This is a genomic window from Candidatus Pelagibacter sp. HIMB1509 (assembly GCF_052047855.1).
Lineage (GTDB): Bacteria > Pseudomonadota > Alphaproteobacteria > Pelagibacterales > Pelagibacteraceae > Pelagibacter.
The window spans coordinates 859,319-881,227 of sequence record NZ_JBNAIU010000001.1 but is presented as its reverse complement, the minus strand read 5'-3'; the positions used below and the strand labels follow the sequence as shown (position 1 = coordinate 881,227).

General features: G+C 26.8%; 24 protein-coding genes. 10 read left to right on the top strand and 14 right to left on the bottom strand.

All coding sequences use genetic code 11. The features are described from left to right. Position 1: 1 nt before the first annotated feature. Positions 2-1,783, bottom strand: a complete 1,782-nt coding sequence (locus tag ACTTBO_RS04655; RefSeq protein ID WP_440656612.1) for an ATP-binding protein — start codon at positions 1,781-1,783, stop codon at positions 2-4. Between the two features lie 23 nt (positions 1,784-1,806). Here ACTTBO_RS04655 and ispF point away from each other — a divergent pair, with 23 nt between their 5' ends. Genes ispF through ACTTBO_RS04640 form a run of 3 tightly spaced genes read left to right on the top strand, consistent with a single transcriptional unit; the run spans position 1,807 to position 3,862 of the window. Then, positions 1,807-2,907, top strand: a complete 1,101-nt coding sequence (gene ispF / locus ACTTBO_RS04650; protein WP_440656611.1) for a 2-C-methyl-D-erythritol 2,4-cyclodiphosphate synthase — start codon at positions 1,807-1,809, stop codon at positions 2,905-2,907. Continuing rightward, positions 2,904-3,395, top strand: a complete 492-nt coding sequence (locus ACTTBO_RS04645) for a phosphatidylglycerophosphatase A family protein (RefSeq protein ID WP_440656610.1) — start codon at positions 2,904-2,906, stop codon at positions 3,393-3,395. Before ispF ends, ACTTBO_RS04645 begins: the two co-directional genes overlap by 4 nt. Beyond that, positions 3,395-3,862, top strand: a complete 468-nt coding sequence (locus tag ACTTBO_RS04640) for a CinA family protein (protein ID WP_440656609.1) — start codon at positions 3,395-3,397, stop codon at positions 3,860-3,862. Before ACTTBO_RS04645 ends, ACTTBO_RS04640 begins: the two co-directional genes overlap by 1 nt. Here ACTTBO_RS04640 and ACTTBO_RS04635 read toward each other — a convergent pair. From ACTTBO_RS04635 to tpiA, 8 genes are read right to left on the bottom strand one after another with little or no spacing between them, the layout of a single operon-like run. Then, on the bottom strand, positions 3,859-4,296 hold the full coding sequence (locus ACTTBO_RS04635) for a type II toxin-antitoxin system RatA family toxin (protein ID WP_440656608.1): 438 nt from the start codon (positions 4,294-4,296) through the stop codon (positions 3,859-3,861). The genes ACTTBO_RS04640 and ACTTBO_RS04635 overlap by 4 nt on opposite strands. Then, positions 4,296-5,216: a lipoyl synthase gene (lipA, locus tag ACTTBO_RS04630; protein WP_440656607.1), complete on the bottom strand. Its 921-nt coding sequence runs from the start codon at positions 5,214-5,216 to the stop codon at positions 4,296-4,298. The genes ACTTBO_RS04635 and lipA overlap by 1 nt, the downstream gene beginning before the upstream one ends. Continuing rightward, positions 5,206-5,508, bottom strand: coding sequence for an FtsB family cell division protein (locus ACTTBO_RS04625; RefSeq protein WP_440656606.1), 303 nt, complete (start codon positions 5,506-5,508; stop codon positions 5,206-5,208). The genes lipA and ACTTBO_RS04625 overlap by 11 nt, the downstream gene beginning before the upstream one ends. Then, positions 5,508-6,764, bottom strand: coding sequence for a phosphopyruvate hydratase (eno, locus tag ACTTBO_RS04620; protein ID WP_440656605.1), 1,257 nt, complete (start codon positions 6,762-6,764; stop codon positions 5,508-5,510). The genes ACTTBO_RS04625 and eno overlap by 1 nt, the downstream gene beginning before the upstream one ends. Then, a complete protein-coding gene (kdsA, locus tag ACTTBO_RS04615) occupies positions 6,761-7,582 on the bottom strand; it encodes a 3-deoxy-8-phosphooctulonate synthase (protein ID WP_440656604.1) in 822 nt (273 codons plus the stop codon). Before kdsA ends, eno begins: the two co-directional genes overlap by 4 nt. Continuing rightward, the gene (locus ACTTBO_RS04610) at positions 7,579-9,195 is read right to left on the bottom strand and encodes a CTP synthase (RefSeq protein ID WP_440656603.1); all 1,617 of its coding nucleotides are present in this window, start codon (positions 9,193-9,195) and stop codon (positions 7,579-7,581) included. The genes kdsA and ACTTBO_RS04610 overlap by 4 nt, the downstream gene beginning before the upstream one ends. A 44-nt stretch (positions 9,196-9,239) precedes the next feature. Continuing rightward, complete coding sequence (secG, locus tag ACTTBO_RS04605; protein ID WP_075506676.1) at positions 9,240-9,539, bottom strand: preprotein translocase subunit SecG; 300 nt, start codon at positions 9,537-9,539, stop codon at positions 9,240-9,242. 6 nt (positions 9,540-9,545) lie between these two features. Continuing rightward, positions 9,546-10,286: a triose-phosphate isomerase gene (tpiA, locus tag ACTTBO_RS04600; protein ID WP_440656602.1), complete on the bottom strand. Its 741-nt coding sequence runs from the start codon at positions 10,284-10,286 to the stop codon at positions 9,546-9,548. Positions 10,287-10,342: 56 nt separating this feature from the next. On the opposite strand from tpiA, the gene ACTTBO_RS04595 reads away from it, so the two are divergent. From ACTTBO_RS04595 to gltX, 7 genes are all read left to right on the top strand, one after another. Next, on the top strand, positions 10,343-11,764 hold the full coding sequence (locus ACTTBO_RS04595) for a SurA N-terminal domain-containing protein (RefSeq protein ID WP_440656601.1): 1,422 nt from the start codon (positions 10,343-10,345) through the stop codon (positions 11,762-11,764). Continuing rightward, positions 11,764-13,221, top strand: a complete 1,458-nt coding sequence (gene trpE / locus ACTTBO_RS04590; protein ID WP_440657128.1) for an anthranilate synthase component I — start codon at positions 11,764-11,766, stop codon at positions 13,219-13,221. Before ACTTBO_RS04595 ends, trpE begins: the two co-directional genes overlap by 1 nt. Continuing rightward, the gene (locus ACTTBO_RS04585) at positions 13,221-13,787 is read left to right on the top strand and encodes an anthranilate synthase component II (protein ID WP_440656600.1); all 567 of its coding nucleotides are present in this window, start codon (positions 13,221-13,223) and stop codon (positions 13,785-13,787) included. Before trpE ends, ACTTBO_RS04585 begins: the two co-directional genes overlap by 1 nt. A 4-nt stretch (positions 13,788-13,791) precedes the next feature. After that, positions 13,792-14,784, top strand: coding sequence for an anthranilate phosphoribosyltransferase (gene trpD / locus ACTTBO_RS04580; protein ID WP_440656599.1), 993 nt, complete (start codon positions 13,792-13,794; stop codon positions 14,782-14,784). Beyond that, the gene (locus tag ACTTBO_RS04575; protein WP_440656598.1) at positions 14,777-15,568 is read left to right on the top strand and encodes an indole-3-glycerol phosphate synthase TrpC; all 792 of its coding nucleotides are present in this window, start codon (positions 14,777-14,779) and stop codon (positions 15,566-15,568) included. Before trpD ends, ACTTBO_RS04575 begins: the two co-directional genes overlap by 8 nt. An 89-nt stretch (positions 15,569-15,657) precedes the next feature. Continuing rightward, entirely contained in the window at positions 15,658-16,335 is a 678-nt protein-coding gene (gene lexA / locus ACTTBO_RS04570) for a transcriptional repressor LexA (protein ID WP_440656597.1), read from the top strand. A gap of 22 nt (positions 16,336-16,357) precedes the next feature. Further along, positions 16,358-17,755, top strand: a complete 1,398-nt coding sequence (gene gltX, locus ACTTBO_RS04565; protein ID WP_440656596.1) for a glutamate--tRNA ligase — start codon at positions 16,358-16,360, stop codon at positions 17,753-17,755. On the opposite strand, the gene lpxB is transcribed toward gltX, so the two are convergent. The 5 genes from lpxB to fabZ are packed head-to-tail and all read right to left on the bottom strand — an operon-like array spanning position 17,735 to position 21,909. Further along, complete coding sequence (lpxB, locus tag ACTTBO_RS04560; protein ID WP_440656595.1) at positions 17,735-18,868, bottom strand: lipid-A-disaccharide synthase; 1,134 nt, start codon at positions 18,866-18,868, stop codon at positions 17,735-17,737. The two genes, gltX and lpxB, sit on opposite strands and share 21 nt — an antisense overlap. Continuing rightward, positions 18,865-19,650: a UDP-2,3-diacylglucosamine diphosphatase LpxI domain-containing protein gene (gene lpxI / locus ACTTBO_RS04555; protein WP_440656594.1), complete on the bottom strand. Its 786-nt coding sequence runs from the start codon at positions 19,648-19,650 to the stop codon at positions 18,865-18,867. The genes lpxB and lpxI overlap by 4 nt, the downstream gene beginning before the upstream one ends. A 1-nt stretch (position 19,651) precedes the next feature. Next, complete coding sequence (gene lpxA, locus ACTTBO_RS04550) at positions 19,652-20,434, bottom strand: acyl-ACP--UDP-N-acetylglucosamine O-acyltransferase (protein ID WP_440656593.1); 783 nt, start codon at positions 20,432-20,434, stop codon at positions 19,652-19,654. Next, a complete protein-coding gene (gene lpxD / locus ACTTBO_RS04545; protein ID WP_440656592.1) occupies positions 20,431-21,411 on the bottom strand; it encodes a UDP-3-O-(3-hydroxymyristoyl)glucosamine N-acyltransferase in 981 nt (326 codons plus the stop codon). The genes lpxA and lpxD overlap by 4 nt, the downstream gene beginning before the upstream one ends. 51 nt (positions 21,412-21,462) lie before the next feature. Continuing rightward, complete coding sequence (fabZ, locus tag ACTTBO_RS04540) at positions 21,463-21,909, bottom strand: 3-hydroxyacyl-ACP dehydratase FabZ (protein WP_440656591.1); 447 nt, start codon at positions 21,907-21,909, stop codon at positions 21,463-21,465.

Here is a 21,909-nt window from a genome sequence, read left to right as displayed (position 1 = left end):
TTTATTTAATAAAATCTATTTTAATTTTCGCGCCTTCGTTTAAAGGTATAAATTCAATTTTTCCATTATGGTCATTTATAATTTTACTTACTATTGAAAGACCCAATCCAGTTCCATTTTTTTTAGTAGTAAAGTATGGATTTAAAATATCCTTAATATTTGCTGCAAATATTCCAAAACCAATACCATTATCTATTATATTGATTGATATGTGGTTATTTTCCTCATTAACTTCAATGGCGATTTTTTTCTCCAAATTACTGTCATTTTCTGCTCTTTGTTGAATACTTTCGATAGAATTTTTAATTAAATTAAAGAAAACCCTTGCAAGTTGTTCTTTGTCGCTATTTAAAAATACCTCTTTTGTATTGGTGTTAACAGAAATAGTAATCGAATTATCTAATTCATTTAATAGTTTAATGTTTTCTTCAATAATTTGAATTAAATTATTTTCTTTTAAAATAGGTTTTGGCATTCGAGCGAAATCAGAAAACTCATTTACTAAATTTCCTATTTGTTTAATTTGATTATTTATTATCTTTAGATTTTCATCAAAATTTTTTTTATCTTCTTCATTAACTTGGTTAGAATATTTTGATTTCATTCTATCTATTGTTAACTGAATTGGGGTTAATGGGTTCTTGATTTCGTGTGCTAGTTTTCTTGCTAAATTACTCCATGCCTCATGTCTTTCATTAATAATTAATTTTTCTTGTTGATTTCTAAGTCTGTCAATCATTAGATTAAAATTCTTATTCAAAACTTCTAAATCTTTATCAGTTTTTACTTCGGGGACTTTAGTATCAAATTTACCTTCACCAATAGACACTGATGCATTAATTAAATTGTTAATAGATCTAAAAAATCTAGAAGAAAATCGTATAGCTATTGATATAGATACAAACAACAATACACTGACAACTATTACATAAATAATTGCAAAAGAAATTTTAATGCCTGTACTCTTTTCTTCCACAGTATAATAAAAATTTATAGCTTCTTGGGACTCGGTTAAATATTTAGAGATATTTTTATCCAGATATTTAATTACATATAAAAATCTATTTTCAAAATTTTGTAGTCGCATAATTGCAGCTGACATATTTTCTGGTGCGTTTATAATTTTTAAAGGTCTATCATCATCAAGAACTAGTGCTAAAGCTCTATCTACAGGAGGCACATATGGCTGATCATCTTTTAGTGATGTAAATAATAATTTTTTATCAATATTGATGATGTGAATTTCATCAACACCTCTAATTAATTTCTGGGTATCTAAAAATCTCCTATATTCATTTGGATTATCATTTAAAAAATTTTTGCTTTTATTAGTATCAAAGGCTATTAAAACAATATCTGATTGAATTTTATTTCTAATCTCCTCTACATAATTTTTAGCTAACTCATAAGAATTATTAACTACAGTTGTAACTTTCTTGTCGAAATATTTTTCTAAGGCAAAAGAAAAAAGGAATAATGAAAAAATAGAAATTAAAACTGAAGGTATTAAAGTAAATAGAGCAAATACAGTGATATACTTTTTGTTAGATTTTAAACCGTCTTTATCAATATCTGTTTTAATTGCTCTTCTAATTTCAAAAAAAATAAATACAAAAAGCGTAGTTAGAAGAAGGATATTTAATATTAAAAGATATAGTAAATTTTTATCAGTTAGTTTTATAAATCCTTTATCAATAAAAGTTAAAAATGTTAAAAAACCTATCGATAATGTGATAATAAATAATATTATCAAATAAATGTTTTTCTTAATAAAATCTGACATTTAGGTATAAAATTTCTATAAATATGAATAACTATTTTATAATACTTGCATCAGGACAAAGCAAAAGGTTTAATTCGAAAAAACCTAAACAATACATCATTTACGAGGGTAAGCCTTTATTCAAACACTCTCTTGATAAAGCTTTAAAATCAAAACTTTTCAAAAAAATAGTAATTGTAGTTAACAATAAAAAAGAAATTAAAGAAATATTTCCTAAAAATGTTTCAATTATTATTGGTGGGAAAGAAAGATCTGATTCTTCATTGATTGCTTTGAAGTTTATTAAGAAATACAAACCCACCAATGTACTAATACATGATGCTGCAAGACCAAATTTTACAATAAATCTTTTAAATAAATTAATAACTTCACTAAAAAAATATAAGGCAGTAATACCTGCAATCAAATCTAAAGACTCAATCAAATATAAAATTAAAAATCAAATATTCAATTTAAACAGAGATAATTCTATTTTAACACAAACCCCCCAAGCTTTTAAATTCAAAGAATTATATAACTTATCAATAAAGCAAAAAAACATAGTCACAGACGAATCAACAATATTTATTGAAAACAATCATAAAGTAAAATTTGTTCAAGGTGAAAATTTAAATACTAAAATTACTTTCAAAGAAGATATTAAAGAAAAAAAAACCTACTTTGGTTTAGGATTTGATATTCATAGATTAATCAAAGGTAAAAAACTTTATTTGGGAGGTATTAAAATACCTTATCACTCAGGATTAAAAGGACACTCTGATGGTGATGTAATTATTCATTCAATAATTGACTCCATATTAGGAGCTATGAGAAAAAAAGATATTGGAACTTTTTTTCCTGATAACAGTAACAAGTTTAAAAATATTAGATCTCCAAAAATGCTAAAACAAATAATAGAATTGTTAAATTCAAATAATTACTATATCAATAATTTAGATATAAATTTGATATGTGAAAAACCAAAAATATCAAAATACAGAGATAAAATAATAAATTCGCTTTCAAATCTGTTAGATTTAAATAAAGATTTAATTAATTTAAAAGGTAAAACTACAGAAAAACTTGGATTAATAGGAAAAGAAAAAGCAATTGCCTGTGAAGTAATTTGCTCGATATCAAAATGAAAAAAATTAATGTTTTAATCTCAACTTTCTTTGGGTACGGATACTTAACAAAAATGCCTGGTACTGTTGCATCGGTTGTCACCACAATCTTTATTTATATAGCTTATGAAATTCTTGATTATACAAGTTTAAAATTCTCAATAGTTTTTTTTATTATTTTGTTTTTTTACTCTTTTTATGCAGTCAAAGACACTGAGAGTGAATTTGAAAATAAAGATCCTAGACAAATTGTAATCGATGAAGTTTTGGGTCAATCGATGCCTTTGATACTTCTACTATATTTAAATCAAACCAATCAAATCAATATTGATATTGAATTTTACTACATCATATCTTTATTATCATTTAGATTTTTTGATATTTTAAAGCCATTTCCGGTAAGCTATTTCGATAAAAATCATAAAAATTATTTTGGTATAATTATGGATGATATAATGGCTGGTCTTTACTCAATGGTCGTAATCTATTTAGTTAGTTTTATATTTTGATGAATTTAAAAAAACTACATAAAAAATTGATAGATAAAAAATTAACAATTTCAGTAGCTGAATCTTGTACAGGGGGTTTGTTAGCTAGCAATCTTACTAAATTAGCAAATTCATCCAAGTACTTTCAAATGGGTTTAATTACTTACTCTAATGAGGCAAAAACTAAAATCTTAAAAGTAGATAGAAATATCATTAAAAAATATGGTGCTGTAAGCAAAGAATGCTGTGAAGAAATGGTAAAAAATTTATATAAAATTTCTAAAAGCAAAATCAATGTATCAATTACTGGTATAGCTGGTCCCGGAGGAGGATCAAAATTAAAACCAGTTGGTCTTGTTTATATTGGGATTAAAACAGGAAAATATTTATTAATTTTAGAAAATAAATTTAGATCTAAGAACAGATCAAATATTCAAAAAAATACAGTAAGAGAAGTATTAAAAAAAATTACAAAAATTATTTCTTAAAGATTTTCAGCTCTTTTTTGAAAAGCATCAGCTATTTTGTTTAAACCAAATTGAAATGATTTTTCCATTATTAAATTCAAAAACTTATTTTTAATTTCAAAATCAACATCAAATTGAACTTCAGTTAAATTATCTTTTTCTACAAATTTCCAATTATTTTCAAGATGTTTTAAGGGACCATCAATATTGGTTACATGAATAGAGTCGTTTTTTTTATCATATCTTACATCGCTTTTATAAGTATCTATAAAGGGTCTTTTACCAATGGTCAGATCAGCAATTATTTTTTTTACTTCTCCCATGTCATTTATTTCGTAAACTTTTGAGTCTATGCAAAATGGAATGAATTCAGGATACTTTTCAATATCTAAAACAAAATTAATTAATGTTTGTTTGTCACGTGCGATATGACGTGTAACTGATGCTTTAGGCATTAATTACTTTTTATTCTTTTTTGTTGTAACTTAGCAAAATCTTCATCGGCATGATAAGAAGATCTTGTTAAAGGTGATGAGGAAACTAATAAAAATCCCTTAGCTTTTGCTATAGTTCCTAAGTCATCAAATTCTTTTGGGGTATAATATCTATCTAATGGAAAATGTTTTATTGATGGCTGCAAGTACTGGCCGATAGTTATAAAATCTACATCAGCTGCTCTCAAATCATCCATAACTTGCAATATTTCATCTCTTGTTTCTCCTAACCCAACCATAATTCCAGATTTAGTAAAAATATTTTTATCAATTTTCTTTGCATTTTTTAAAAGTTCTAAGGATGCAAAATATCTAGATCCTGGTCTTACTTTTAAATAAAGACTGGGTACAGTTTCAATATTATGATTAAAAACATCTGGTTTAGCCTCAATAACTTTTTTATAAGCTTCCCCTTTTCTTAAAAAATCTGGTGTTAAAACTTCTATAGTTGTATTTGGATTTGATTTTCTTGTTTGATTAATCACATTATAAAAATGTTGAGTACCTCCGTCGTCTAAATCATCTCTGTCAACTGAAGTTATTACAACATGTTTTAAATTTAACTTTTTTACAGCTTCTGCAATTTTTACTGGTTCTAATAAATCTAGATTTCCTGGAACGCCAGTTTTAACATCACAGAAAGCACATGCTCTTGTACAAGTATCACCCATTATCATAAAAGTTGCGTGTCTCTTACTCCAGCACTCAGTAATATTTGGACAGTTTGCTTCCTGACAAACAGTTACTAAATTATTATTATTAACTATTGTTTTTGTTAAAAAAAATTCTTTGCTATTTGTAAGCTTTGATCTAATCCAATCTGGTTTTTTTTTTATTGGATTTATCGGCTTATTTTCTTTTTCAGGATGTCTACTTTTCATCTTTTTTAATTAAATAAATCGTTTCACCTTTTTTACCAAATAAAAATCTTTCTCTAATTAATATTTCCACATAATCTAAATCTAGATTTGTACTTAATAAAGAATTTTTATGATCTATATCCTCTATTTTCTTAATTAATAATGTCTCTTCTTTTTTCAAGTCAGACAAAAGTTCTTTTTTTTCAAAATATGAAAAAAGCCCTCTTTCTCCAGAAACTAAATTAAAAATAAAATATAATATTAAAAAAATTGATGTTAATAAAAAATAATTTCTTTTTATTAATCTCAACATTAATTGATTTTATTCATTCTTGCCTTATTTCCAAGTTCTTCTTCAATACGAATTAATTGATTGTATTTAGCAACTCTTTCTGAACGTGCTAAAGATCCTGTTTTAATTTGATTAGAATTTGTTCCAACTGCTAAATCAGCAATGAATGTGTCCTCACTATCTCCAGATCTATGAGAAATTATTGTTTTATAACCGATAGTTTGAGCAAATTTAATTACATCTAAAGTTTCAGAAACAGTTCCTATCTGATTAAGTTTAATTAATATTGAATTAGATGAAATATTTAAAAATCCTTTTTTTAATCTCTCAAGATTTGTAACATAAAGATCGTCTCCCACAATCTGAACATTTTTGACAGAACGCATTAATTTATTCCAAGCTAACCAATCATTTTCTGCAAAAGGATCTTCTATAGATTTAATTTTATATTTCTTAATAATTTTTTGGTATTCTTTGATTGATTTTTCAACAGAAACAAAAATTTTTGAATGGATTGAGTATTTATTTTTTTTAAACAATTCATTTGCAGCTACATCCAAACAAATTGAAACATCTTTACCATTAACAAATCCAGATTTCTTAATTGCTGAAACAATCAAGTCTAGAGCTTGGTTATTGCTACTAATCATAGGTGCAAAACCTCCCTCGTCACCTACTGATGTAGAATAGCCTTTGTTTTTAATTAAAATACTTAGGTTTTTAATTACAACAAAACAAATCCTCATTGCTTCAGAGAAACTTTTTGCTCTATCTGGTCGTATCATAAATTCTTGAATTCTAAGACCATTATTCGCATGAGCTCCGCCATTAATAATATTCATTAATGGATAAGGTAATTTAAAATTATTTTTTAAAAAAAATGTCTTATACAAAGGTAGTTTTTTTACTTTTGCAGAAAGTTTTTTTACAGCCATAGATACTGCAAGCATAGCATTTGCACCTAGATTAGTTTTTTGTCTGGTACCGTCTAAATTAATTAATAAGGCATCAATTTTCTCTTGGTTATGAACGCTTTGACCTTTTAATTTTTTTGAAATTTTTGTATTTACTGATTCAACAGCTTTTAAAACACTTTTACCTAGATACTTCTTATTATTTTTATCTCGTTTTTCAAAAGCTTCATAAGTTCCGGTAGATGCACCTGATGGGCATATGGCAGATGCACTTAAATTATTTGTATAAACCTCTGCCTCTACAGTTGGATTTCCCCGACTATCAAAAACTTGCCGCGCTTTTACTTTTGTTATTTTACTCACTTAATAAGGTTATCAATTTCAGTTAACTGTTTTAGTAAATTTTCTAGTTTATCTAGAGGAACCATGTTAGGTCCATCAGATGGTGCATTATCAGGATCTTGATGAGTTTCTATAAATACACCAGCAACCCCAACAGCAACAGCTGCTCTTGCAAGATACTCAACAAATTCTCTTTGACCACCAGAAGACTCTCCTTGTCCTCCAGGTTGCTGAACTGAATGCGTTGCATCAAAAATAACTGGATAACCATTCTTAGCCATAATAGGTAAAGATCTCATGTCAGAAACCAAAGTGTTGTATCCAAAACTTGCACCTCTTTCGGTAACTAGAATATTTGAGTTGCCTGAGGCTGATATTTTTTTTGTAACATTTACCATGTCCCAAGGAGCTAAAAATTGACCTTTTTTAACATTTATAATTTTGTTTGTTTTTGCTGCAGCAATTAAAAGATCAGTTTGTCTACAAAGAAAAGCTGGAATTTGTAAAACATCAACATGATTAGCAACTACTGAACATTGCTCTGAATTATGAATATCAGTTAAAATTGGAACATTTAATTCTTTTTTAATTTTGTCAAATACAGGTAACGAAGCTTCCAAACCAGCACCTCTCTTACCTTTTAAACTTGTTCTATTAGCTTTATCAAAAGAAGTTTTATAAATAAAACCTAAACCATATTTGGAAGTTATTTCTTTTATTTTTCCAGCCATGTCCATTGCATGCTGTTCTGTTTCAAGCTGACATGGACCAGCAATAATACAAATTTTTTTATCGTTTGAAATTTCTATGTTCCCACAATTGACTGTAATACTACTCATTTATGATTTTTTGCTGCTTTGATAAATGAAGAGAATAAAGGATGAGGAGATAAAGGTCTAGATTTAAATTCAGGATGGAACTGAACTCCAATAAACCAAGGATGATTTTTAAGCTCAATTATCTCAGGAAGTTTATTATCTGGTGATAAACCAGAAAATATTAGTCCATTTTTCTCAAATTTTTCCTTAAATGAAATATCCACTTCATATCTATGTCTGTGTCTTTCTTTGATTAATCTTGATTTATAAATATCTCTAATTTTAGACTTATCTTTTAAAATTGCATCATAAGAACCAAGCCTCATTGTTCCACCTAAATTTTTATCTGTACCTTTAACTTTTTTTCCACTTTTTTCCCATTCATTCATTAAACCAATTATATGAACACCACCTTTATCAAACTCAGAAGAAGTTGCTTTTTTAATTTTTAATTTATTTCTAGCAAATTCTATTATTGCCATTTGCATACCGTAACAAATACCTAGAAATGGTATTTTGTTAATTCTGGCATATTTAATTGCTTCGATTTTTCCCTCAGTTCCTCTTTTTCCAAAACCTCCTGGTATTAAAATACCTGAAACATTTTTAAGTTTACTTTTAATTTCAGAAATTTTTAATTTTTCTGAATCAATTCTAACTAAATTTACCTTCAGGTTGTTTGTAATTCCTCCGTGCGTCAAGGCTTCATCTAATGATTTATATGCATCTTTTAATTCTACATACTTACCTATTATCGCAATATTAACTTGTTTTTTTGTATTAAGTGTAATTTTGGTAATTTTCTTCCAAGGATTTAGGTTATTTGATTTTTTAGATTTTATTTTAAAATAATCTAAAACTTGAACATCCAACTTTTCTTTAGCAAAACTAATTGGTGCTTCATAAATAGTTTTTACATCAACTGTTTCAATTACATTTTTAATATCAACATTACAAAATAGAGATATTTTTTTTCTATGCTCTAAAGGTATTGGTCTTTCTGACCTGCAAATAATTATATCAGGTTGAATACCAATACTTCTCAATTCTTTAACAGAATGTTGTGTTGGTTTAGTTTTTATTTCATCTGAGGCTTTTAAATATGGAACTAAAGTTAAATGAATAAATAAAGCATTTTTTTTTCCAATATCATTTGAAAATTGTCTTATAGCTTCAACAAATGGTAAACTTTCAATATCTCCTACAATTCCGCCTATTTCGCAAATTACAAAATCTTCTTTTGAGGTGTCGTATTTAATAAATTCTTTAATTCTGTCGGTTATATGTGGAATAACTTGAACTGTCTTTCCAAGATATTCTCCTTTTCGTTCTTTCCTCAGAACATCACTATAAATTTTTCCTGTAGTAATATTATCTGTTTTCTTTGCAGTAACTCCTGAAAATCTCTCGTAATGACCTAAGTCTAAATCTGTTTCAGCACCATCATCTGTTACAAAAACTTCTCCATGTTGGAATGGACTCATTGTTCCAGGGTCAACGTTTAGATAAGGATCTAATTTTCTAAGTCTAACTTTGTAACCTCGAGATTGTAGTAGGTAAGCTAATGATGCTGATGATAAACCTTTTCCTAGAGATGAAACCACGCCGCCAGTGACAAATATATATCGCGCCATGGAATTATCTTATAGCTAATAAAAAAAGAAATAGAAAGTATTAATTAATTATTTTCAGGAATTGATGGAGTATCTTCAGTTTTTTCTTCAACAGTGTCTAAAACTGATCCTGTAGGCGTTAATTCTGCTCTAGAAATTATTGTCAGCGCTAAGCTACAAATGATAAATAAAGTTGCAACTATAGCAGTTGCTTTAGTAATAAAACTACCAGCTGATCTAGATAGCATGAAATTTTCTTGAGAAACACCAATACCTAAAGCGCCACCCTCTGATTTTTGAAGTAGCACAAGCACAACTAAAATAAATGCAAGTATGATGTTAATTACAAGTAATAATGTTTCCATGTGGGTTTAATTAATGGTTTTTTTAATTATATCAATAAATTTCTTTGGATTTTGTGATGCTCCACCTATTAAAAAACCATCTATGTCAGGAATTATTTTTAATTGATCAATATTTTTACTGTTAACAGAGCCTCCATATAAAACTTTTGGAGATTTTTTTCCAAATTTACTTTTTATAAATTTAATTGATTTAGACAATTCCTCTGATGAAGGAATTAAACCAGTTCCAATTGACCATACTGGTTCGTACGCAATAATTATATCATTAATTTTTATGATAGATTTTAATCCTTTCTTTAATTGACTATTTAAAACTTGATTAGTCTTTTTATCTCTTTTTTGTTTTAGAGTTTCACCAATACAAAAAATAATTTTTAAACCAGATTTAATTGAATTTTTTATTTTAAGATTAATTAGATTGTCATCTTCTCCTGCCATTCTGTTTTCGGAATGACCCAAGATCACATATTTTGCTCCAACACTTTTAAGCATTTTTGAATTAACCTGGCCTGTAAAAGCTCCATAATCTAAATTTTGATGAGAATTTTGTGCACCAACTTCAATATTTGTTTTACCAAGTCTTTTTGAGATTGGACGTATTAGAGTATTTGGAGGACAATAAATTAGTTTGAATTTATTTTTTTTATGACTTTTTGAGAATTTAATAACTTTATCTAATGAATTTATAGTTTTTAAATCTCCAAACATTTTCCAATTAGCTATAAAATACATATATTTATTTGTCATAATTGACTTTTTAATCTATAGATTTGTTTTTTACAGATCAATAAATTTATAACGTTATGGTTGAAAAATTAAAAAATTTAGGTTGGAAACAATTTGGTGGATTAGTTCTAATAGTAATCATCATAATAGCTTTTGGCTTTGGTGGATTTGGCGGTGGCTTTAGTACTAACAATCAAAATAATATTGCTAAAATAAATAAAACTAACGTTACCACTCAAGATTTCATGGACTATGTTAATCAAAGTGGAATTTCACAAGAAGCAATAAGAAATAATTTAGACAACAACATTATAGAAGAATTACTATCAGGACTTATTTCAACAACTTTAATTGATCTAGAGATTGAAGATTTTAAACTTTCTATAAACGAAAAGACAATTTTAAAATATTTAAAAGACAATAAAAATTTTAAAGACGAGAATGGTGCTTTTGAAAGAATTAAATATGAAAAATTTTTACTTTCAAATAATATGTCTGCTCCTTTGTTTGAGTTGAAATTAAAAAATCAAGGTTTACAGAAACACTTATTTGATTTTATCGGTGCAGGTACTGTTACCCCTGAATTTCTAATAGAAAGTAAATTTGAAGAAAACAATAAATCATTATCTATTGAATACTTTGATATGGATAATTTATATAAGATTAAAGAACATTATACATCAGATGAAATCAATACATTTATTGAAGAAAATAAAGATCAATTAAAAAGAGAATATATTGACTTCAAATATGTGGTTTTAAATCCAAAAAATTTAATTGGAATTGATGAATTTAATCAAGACTTTTTTGACGAAATTGATGCAATAGAAAATAAAATTTCTCAAAATGAAAGTTTTAGTTCGATAATTGAAAATATAAATGTTGATGTGAATAATATTAATGAATTTGCTCCAGATGAAAACACTAGTACGAACGAAAAGTTAATTTACTCTAAGAAATCAAGCAAACTAGATATATTTGAAAGTGGCGATAATTATATTCTTTATAATATAGAGAATGAATATGATCGTTCACCAGATCTAAATGATGAGATAGTAAAAAGTGAAATTGTCGAGCTTATTTATCAAAAAGGTAAATTTGATTACAATAGAAAAATAATTGAAGAGATACAGAATGATGGATTTAATGAAAGTAAATTTATAGAGTTAAGTTCAGGTAAAATCCAAACTGGATCAATTAATTCAATTAGTGATGATGGGCTGTTTGAAATAAATTCAATTAAAATGCTCTACTCATTACCTCAAAATTCTTTTGCTTTAGTAAACAATACTAATGATCAAATATTTTTAGTCAAAATAAAAGATATAAATAAAAATAAAATAAATAAACAAGGTGAGGAATATAAAGGATTTGTAAATTCACAAAATACAAACAACAGAAAAAGTATTTTACAATCTTACGATACCCTGTTGAATAATAAATATCAGGTTCAACTAAATCAAAAAACTATTGATAGAATTAAAAACTATTTCAAATGATAATTAATCGAAGCTTCAAAGATTTTAAGTTTCGACATAGAAGCAAAAAAAATCAGATTATATACACTTCTAAAAAAGTAAATTCTGATGATGAAGTAATAAATTTAATTGATAATTTTTTAGAAGAAAAAAATAGTTTTATATTTGAGTCTGTTGAGAAAGGAAAAATTAAAGGTAGATACACAATTTTTGGTAAAGATCCTGATAAGATATGGGAGTTCAACAACCAAAAGTCATATTTAATCACTGAAAATAAAAAAATCATTCTTAAAGATAAACCAGAAGAGTTAATAGAAAAAATTATTGAAAATTTTAAATTTGATACACCTAAGAATTTACCTAAAATTTGTTCGCTAATTTCAGGTTACTTTTCTTACGACTCTATTAGGTACATAGAAAAAATTCCTAACTCATGTAAAAATGATCTTAATTTACCTGATGTAAGATTGATAAGACCAAGAACCTTGGTAATTCATGATAATTTAAAAAAAGAAATATTTTATATAAGTAATGTTTTTAATGATGAAAAAATTAAAAATTATCAGAAAAAATATGACTCTATAAAAACTGATCTATTTAAACTATTAATTCAATCATCGATCAAAAATATTGATACAAAAAAAGTATTAAAAGAAAAAAAAATTAAAGTTAAATCAAACACATCTAAAAATAAATTTCTTGCAATGGTTAATAAAGCTAAGCAATACATTAAACTTGGTGATATTTTTCAAGTTGTTTTAAGTCAAAGATTTGAAGCAAAATTAACAAAAAAACCTTTGGAAATTTATAAAAAACTTAGAGTAACGAACCCCTCTCCTTTTATGTTTTACTTCAATTTTAATGACTTCCAAATTATTGGAGCAAGTCCAGAAATTTTAGTAAGACTAAGAGATAATAAAATTACAGTTAGACCAATAGCGGGTACTAGACCAAGAGGAAAAAATAAAAAAGAAGATCTTTTTTATGAAAAAGACCTTCTTAAAGACAAAAAAGAACTTTCTGAACATTTAATGCTTTTAGATCTAGGAAGAAATGATGCTGGTAAAGTATCAAAAATAAATACTGTAAAAGTAACTGAGAGTTTCATAATTGAGAGGTACTCTCATGTAATGCATATAGTTTCCAATGTAGTTGGAGAGTATAATAAAAAGTTTTCAAAATTTAAATCACTGTTGGCAGGATTTCCTGCTGGTACTGTATCTGGTGCTCCTAAGATAAGAGCAATGGAAATTATTGATGAATTAGAGACATCAAGAAGAAAAGTTTACGCTGGTGGAATTGGATATTTTTCTGCTAATGGAGAATTTGATACTTGTATTGCATTAAGAACAGCTGTAGCAAAAAATAAAAAATTCTATGTACAAGCTGGAGCAGGTATCGTGGCTGATAGTAAGCCTATAAAAGAATATGATGAAACAGTGAACAAGGCGAAAGCTTTGATAAATGCTTTAAGATAATGAAAATATTATTAATAGATAATTATGATAGTTTTACATTTAATCTTTATCATTACATTTCTTCATTAGATGCAAAAGTTGATGTCATAAGAAATGATAAAATTGACTCTAAAGAAATATTAAGAAAAAAATATGATAAAATTGTTATTTCACCTGGACCTGGAAATCCAAATCAATCTGGAAATTGCATAAGAATTTTAAAATCATTATATAAAAAATTACCTTTCTTAGGTGTTTGTCTTGGACATCAAATTATAGGTCAAGTTTTTGGATCTAAAATTATCCAGGCAAAAAAATTAATGCATGGAAAAACTAGCAAAATTAAATCAAAAAAAATTGGGATTTTAAAAAATCTGCCTCGTTCCTTTGAGGCTACAAGATATCATAGCTTAATTATTGATAAAAAAACCCTCTCGAAAGATTTAGAGATTACGGCTGAAACTAATGATGGGGTAATTATGGCTATCCAACATAAGCAATTTAATATTCATGGTGTACAATTTCATCCAGAAAGTATTAAAACTAAGATGGGAATGAAAATTTTAAAAAATTTTATTAATTATTAATTTTATGAAAAAGATTTTAGAAAAACTTAAAAATAAAGAAAATTTAACCTTTGAAGAAAGTAAGTCAGCATTTGAGATTTTAATGACTGGTAAAGCTGATGAGGATCAAATCTATAATTTTTTAACACTTCTTTCAGAAAAAGGAGAAGTTGCAGATGAAATTGCTGGGGGTGTTTATGTCCTTAGAGAAAAATCTAAAAGAGTAAACGTTCAAGATTGTATAGATACATGCGGTACAGGTGGTGACGGTATGAACACTGTTAATATATCAACTGCATCAGCCTTGCTTTTGGCTAGTATGGGTATAAAAGTTGCAAAACACGGCAATAAAGCTGTATCCTCAAAATGTGGCTCTGGAGATGTTTTGGAAGCTCTTAATATTAAAATTGATTTAGAGCCGAGAGAAATAGAACGAGAAATAAGCAATAACAATTTTGGTTTTATGTTTGCTCCAAATTATCATAGTGCTATGAGATTTGTAGGCCCTGTAAGAAAGAAAATCGGTAAAAGAACTATTTTCAATATGATTGGTCCTTTAAGTAATCCCGCTCTAGTAGAAAGACAGGTTGTTGGAGTATTTGATAAAAAATTATTAACAATTTTTGCAGAGGGATTAAAAAATTTAAATATAAAATTTGCGTGGATAGTAAACAGCGAAGATGGATTGGATGAAATATCTCCTTATGCAAAAACAAATATAATACAATTGAAGAATGGAGAAATATCTGAAATTTTGGTTGATCCTAATTCAATTGGTGTGAATGCAGAGAAATTTGAGAATTTAATTGGTAATGATGCAAAATTTAATGCAGATAAAATGATTGAAATATTTAAAGGTAAAGATAATGATTTTTCAAAAGCAGTTTGTTTAAATGCTGCAGCTGGTTTAATCGTTGCAGAAAAGTTTGTTGATTTTAAAGAAGCCTATAATCACGCAAGACAATTTATTCTTTCTGGTAAAACTTTTTCACATTTGGAACAAATACAAAATGTCTGAAAACGTTTTAGAAAATATAATTAAAAAAAAAATCGAAAAAATTGATAATCTAAAAAAATCAATAGATCTTAAAAAATTAGATGAATTAATACAAAAAAATAAATCATACATAAATTTTAAAGGTAAAATTGAAAATAACTTAAAAGAAAATAAAACTTCAATTATTGCTGAAATAAAAAAAGCAAGTCCTTCTGCGGGTGTTATAATTAAAGACTACAATCCAGTAGAAATTGCTAATATTTATTTAAAAAATAATGCTACTTGTTTATCAGTTTTAACTGAAGAAGATTATTTTTTAGGAAATTTAATCCATATAAGTAAAATAAAGGATAAGGTTAACTTACCGATATTATGTAAAGATTTTTTTATTGATACTTTTCAAGTGCCACTTGCCAAAAGTTATGGTGCAGATGCAATTCTAATTATTTTAGCTGGAGTCTCAGATGATCTTGCAAACAATTTATATCAAGAGGCATTGAAATTAGATATGTCAGTAATAGTAGAAGTACATACTGTTGAAGAGGCTCAAAAGGCATTAAATTTTAAAGATGCACTAATTGGTATTAACAACAGAAACTTAAAAACACTTAAAACTGATATAAATACAACCTATGATATTTATAATGTTGTAAAAAACCATAAAGGACCTCTAATTTCTGAGAGTGGTATTAAATCTAAAGAAGAATTATTGGAATTAAACAGTAAGACTTCAATTAATACTTTTTTAATTGGTGAATCACTTTTGAAAAAATTGGATGAAAATTCAATTTTTTCAGTTTTGTAGTCAATTTAAGCGCTATTTTACTAAATTTTTTTAGTATTGTTAAAACAAAAGAACTTTTATAGAACATCATTTGTACGATATTTGTTCTTATGCTAACAAAAAAACAAAAAAACCTGCTTTTATTTATCAACAAGAAGTTGAGAAGTTCTGGTGTATCTCCTTCTTACGAAGAGATGAAACAATCTCTAAACTTAAAATCAAAGTCAGGTATTCATAGATTGATTAGCGCCTTAGAAGAAAGAGGATTTATTAAAAGATTAGCTCATAAAGCGAGAGCTTTAGAGGTAGTAAAATTACCTGAAACAGCTTCAGCAAATGATATTTACAATAGTTTTTCACCAAGCGTTATAAAAGGTGGTTTAGACGATGAAATTAACAATGCAGATGAAATGGAGGTTCCAGTATTAGGAAAAATTGCTGCAGGTACTCCTGTTGAAGCAATACAAAATGAAGTTTCAAGAATACCATTACCAAATAATTTAGAAAAAAATGGAGATTATTTTGGATTGAAAGTTCAAGGAGACTCAATGATTGAAGCCGGAATCCACGAAGGAGACACAGTTATTATTAAAAGAACAGATACAGCAGATAACGGAAAAATTGTAGTCGCATTAATTGACGAACATGAAGCAATGTTAAAAAGAATTCGCAAAAAAGGTAAAGTTGTTGCATTGGAAAGTGCAAATAGAAACTATGAAACCAAAATATTTGGCCCCGATAGAGTAAAAGTTCAGGGTGTTTTAGTATCTTTATATAGAAACTTCTAAAAAAATAGTCTAAATATCTCTGATGTCAAAAGTAGCAACTCGTTTTGCTCCCTCACCTACTGGGGCTCTTCATATTGGTGGTGTTAGAACTGCCTTATTTAATTGGTTATATTCAAAAAATCAAAAAGGCACTTTTCATTTAAGAATTGAAGATACTGACAAAGAAAGATCGAAAGAAGAACACAAAATACAAATAATTAAATCCTTAAATTGGTTAGGGATAAAACATGATGGTGAAGAATATATTCAATCAAAAAAAATTGATGATCATGTAAAAATTGCACATGAATTATTAAAAAACAGGTATGCCTATAAATGTTACTGTTCACCTGAAGAGATAGAAGAGCAAAAAAAAAGAGCTAGACAAAAGAAAATACCTTATATTTACAACAGAAAATGGAGGGATGCAGAAGAAAAAGATGCTCCTAAAGAAATTAAACCTGTAATTAGATTTAAAAGTAAAATTGAAGGAAATTCAATTCTTAAGGATTTAGTTCAGGGCGATGTTGAAATTGAAAACAGTACAATAGAAGATTTTGTAATATTAAGAAATGATGGAACTCCAACTTATAATTTGTCAGCAACTGTAGATGATCATGAAATGGGAATGACGCATATAATTAGAGGTGATGACCATAAAATAAATACCTTTAAACAAATACAAATTTATGAAGCAATGAAATGGGATGTGCCACTTTTTGCCCATATTCCTTTAATTCACACAATAGACGGTAAAAAATTATCAAAGAGAGATAATGCTTCAACATTGAATGACTACTCAAAAATTGGAATTATGCCTGACGCATTAAGAAACTATTTACTTAGACTAGGATGGTCATATCAAGACAAAGAAATATTTACTTTAGAGGAAAGTATCAAATTTTTTAACTTAGAAGGTATTGGAAAATCACCGTCAAAATTAGATATGAGCCGTATTTTGTCAATGAATGAGCACTATATCAAAAATATTGATGAAAATGATCTGTATGATCATCTTTTGAGATATTGTGAAGAATATAAAGATAAAATTAATACAGAAAAAGCATCAAAAATAAAATCATCTTTAGTATTTTTAAAAAATAAAGCGAAAACACTGGAAGAAATATTTAATAATGCAAAATATATCATTAATGATGAAGTTAATTTTAATGAAAATGATTTAAAACTAATTGACGATAAATCCAAAAAAATAATTAATGAATTTCAAGATGAAATCAAAAACTTAGAAAGTTTAACTAGAGATAATTTAGAACCAATAGTCAACAACTTGATAAAAAAACATGAAACAAATTTCAAAGGTGTAGGTCAACCGTTAAGAGTAGCCCTAACAGGATCTAAATTTGGACCAGGCCTATATGATATTGTTATATCTTTAGGTAAAGCAGATGTTGAGAAAAGATTAAGAAAGATACTTAATTAAAATAGAACTTGCCTCACTAACAGATGAAGTTTTAGATCTGATGCCCTCTAAAGTTTTGGAACAATCACTTACTTGTTTTTTCATCAACTCGGGGTTTTTAAGAAAATAAATTACAGACCTATATATTTCATCTGCATTACATTCTTTTTGAAGTAATTCAGGGATTATCTCACGATTATTAATTATATTTATAATATTTGCAAATTTTACATTAACTAACATTTTAAAAATCATAAAATTTATAAAACTAAGTTTATAAATAATAATTGATGGAACATTAAAATTACAAATTTGTAATGAAACAGTACCAGATTTTGAAACAGCAAAAATAGATTTAGACAAAATTTCAGATTTAATATTTTCATCAGACACTATATCTATATTGTCAAAGTTATATTTTTTTACATGTTCTAAAATTAAACTTTTATTTTCTTCTGTTGCATGAATATAAAAAAAATATTCTTTATGCTTTTTATTCATTAATTTAATAAAATCCAATAATATAGGTAACAAAACATTAGTTTCAGAATTTCTGCTACCAGGAAATATAGATATTATTTTTTTATTTTTAGGTAAAATATTATCAATAATAGTTTTGTTATTTTGATTTATTTCTATTAGAGGATGGCCAACAAAAGTATTATTAATATTTTCTTCATCAAAGTATTTTTTTTCAAATTCAAACAACAAAAGAATGTGATCAATAAATTTTTTAATTTTTTTAACTCTATTCTTTCGCCATACCCATACTTGAGGTGCTACATAATGAATTGTTTTAATGTTGTTATTTATTTTTTTAACCTTTTCTGCTACACGCAAAGTAAAATCAGGACTATCAACACTTAACAATAAATCAGGGTTAAATTTTACTATTTCTTCTACAGTTTTATTTATTTTTGATTTAATTCTAAAAATATTAAGCAATACACTTGTAAATCCTAAATATGTAATTTCTTTAAAATCAAAAATAGACTTGATTCCCAAATTTTTTAGGTGAGTACCACCCACTGATAAATATTCAATTTCAGAATTTTCTAGTTTTAATCTTGAAATTAAAGTTGATGCAAGTTTGTCTCCTGATGGTTCACCAGTTAATACAAAAATTTTTTTCATATAACTTTAATAAAAATTTTATTTTTATTTGCAAAATTTATTACTTCTTTTTTATCAAGAAAAATATTCTTTTTAGATTTTAAAACTAGACCCTTTAATCCATATTTTTTTATATCTTTTAAAGTTTGCAAACCAACAGTTGGTAAATCCATTCTTAAATCTTGTTTATTTTTAGGTAATTTTATTAATATACCTTTTGAATTTTTCTTTACTTTTGAAAGCATTTTTTTTGTTCCTTGCCTTCCCTCTTTTGCAATTATTTTTTGATCTTTGACAACTAAAGCCTGTATGTGATCCAAACTATTAATTTTATTGAAATAATTTTTAGCTTTTTTAATTGAGTTGTTATCATTCATATTAGGCTTATTTTTTGTATAATTTCCTTTTTTAAGAGATAGTTCTGGATTAAAATAAACAGAGCTAATAACTTTAATATCTTCATCTGCAAGAATCTTAATTATAGATTTTATAATTGCAGCATCACCAATTTTAGAAGCTCTAATAACACTTGGCATATAATATATACCTTTAAAATCTAATCTAAGGGATGTAAAATTAGGCTTTGCAATTTTACCTGCAAACAAAACTTTTTTAGATTTTTTTTTTTTAATTAATTTGATTATTTTTCCAAATTTTCCAATGCTAATCCTGTAAGAATTTTTATCTCTTTTAAATTTATTATTTTTAGAAAAATCTATAATAAAATATTCTTTTTTTAATTTTTTAATTTTCTTTAAAACTATTTCAGGAAAATCTGTGTCACCTAAAAACAAACCAATCATTTTATTTAGAAAAGGGAGTGCAAATTGGTCTTTTTTTATCTTTTTCTATAAAACTAACTACTTCAGAAACTAATTCATTTTTTCTTATATCATTTGATAAATTACTTAAATTCTCTGTTAAATTTTCATTCTTAAATATTATTTTATAAGCTTCGCTAAGAGATAATATTTCTTTATTTGAAATATTTTTCCTTCTTAAACCAATAAGATTTATTCCTTGCAATATACTTCTATTTCCGTGTGCTATTCCATATGGTATCACATCTCTTACTACACCACACATGCCACCTATCATTGCAAATTTACCAACCCTAGTAAATTGTTGTACAGCTGAATTACCACCAATTATGGCATTATTATCTACATGAGCATGGCCACCCAATGGCACATTATTTGCTAAAATAACATTATCACCAACAATACAATCATGAGCAATGTGAGAAGACACCATAAACAAACAATTATTGCCTACTTTGGTTTTACCTCCACCACCTTTTGTGCCTGGATTTATAGTAACATATTCTCTTATTTGATTATTATCACCTATCTCTAATAAAGTTTTTTCACCCTTAAATTTTAAATCTTGTGGATCATTTCCTATAGAAGCAAATGAATAAATTTTATTGTTAGCACCAATCTTAGTATCACCTGTTATATTTACATGAGACTGAATTACTGTTCCATCTCCTATTTCTACATTTGCACCTATAATAGAATAAGGTCCAATTGTTACATTTTGAGAAATTTTAGCATTTGAATCAATAATTGCAGTTTTGTGTATCATTTATTATCTCTTAAAAAATCTCTGATATTTTTTGCTGGGTAACCCATTACTTTTGTATTATCTGGAATATTTTTAATTACACCTGAGCCACCTCCAATTTCTACATTATTACCAATTTTAATATGTCCTGAAATTCCTGCTTGGCCACCTATTCTTACATTCGAACCAATAATTGAGCTACCAGCAATTCCCACTTGTCCTGCTATAATAGAATTTTCTCCTATTTTAACATTATGAGCTATGTGTATTTGGTTATCAAAGTAAGTGTTTTTACCTATGACTGTATTTGACATTGATCCTCTGTCGATTGTAGAACCACATCCTATTTCACAATTTTCCTCAATAATTACAATGCCAATATGTGGATATCTTAAATTCTTATTTTTATTTGGAAAGAAACCAAAACCATGCTTTCCAACTACGCAGTTATCTAGAACTTTTACGTTATTACTTATTAGCGAATTTCTTATTATTGTATTGGAACCTATTGTGCAATTATCTCCAACAGATACATTTTTTTCAATTATTGAATTATGACCTATCTTGCAATTTGTACCTAGTGATACATTTTGTCCAATTAAAACATTTTTACCAAAAGTTACTTTATCCTTAAAATCTGTTTGATTAATATCAATAACACTATCATCAAAATCATCATCTATAGCATCAGGATAAAATATAGAAGTTATCTTTGATACTGAAACCAATACATTTTCAACAATTAAAGGAACGCACGAAGTTGGAAGTTCATTTTTTAGTGACTCTGTTGTAATACAAAAGGCTGCTTTTGTTTTTTGGGCTAATTCTTTATATTTTTTTGAATGAAAGAATGTTATGTCAGAACTATTAGAGCTATACAAATCCTTTATGTCACTTATTGATATATTCATTTTCTCTGACACATTTTTGATATTAAGGAAATTAAAAATATCTGAAATTAAAAATGGACCTCTGTTTTTAAAGAAAGGATTAGACATAATTGCTTTTAACAGAGCAATTACATTAATGTTATCAATATTTATTGCTATTTATTTCTTATCTACAATAGTAGCTGACCAAATTGCATCAGCCATTTTAACTTCATTTACAAAAGCCTCACCTTTATATTTCCATACTCTGCCATGAGTTCTTATCGCTTCAATTTTTAATATTAATTTACAGTCAGGTATAACAGGATTTCTAAAACGTGCTTTTTCAACACCCATTAAAAAAACTAATTTATTTTCATAGGTAGATCTATCTAAACCATGAGCTGTCAATGCAGCTGCAGCTTGTCCAAATGACTCTACTATCAAAACACCAGGCATCACAGGTTGATCTGGAAAGTGTCCTTGAACAAAAAAACTATTTTTTTTTACATTAACTACAGCTGTAGCTGAAAATAATTTCTTAACATCATATAATTCATCAATTAATAACATTGGCTCTCTATGTGGTAATAATTCAATAATTTGATTTTTATTTAACCTTATCAT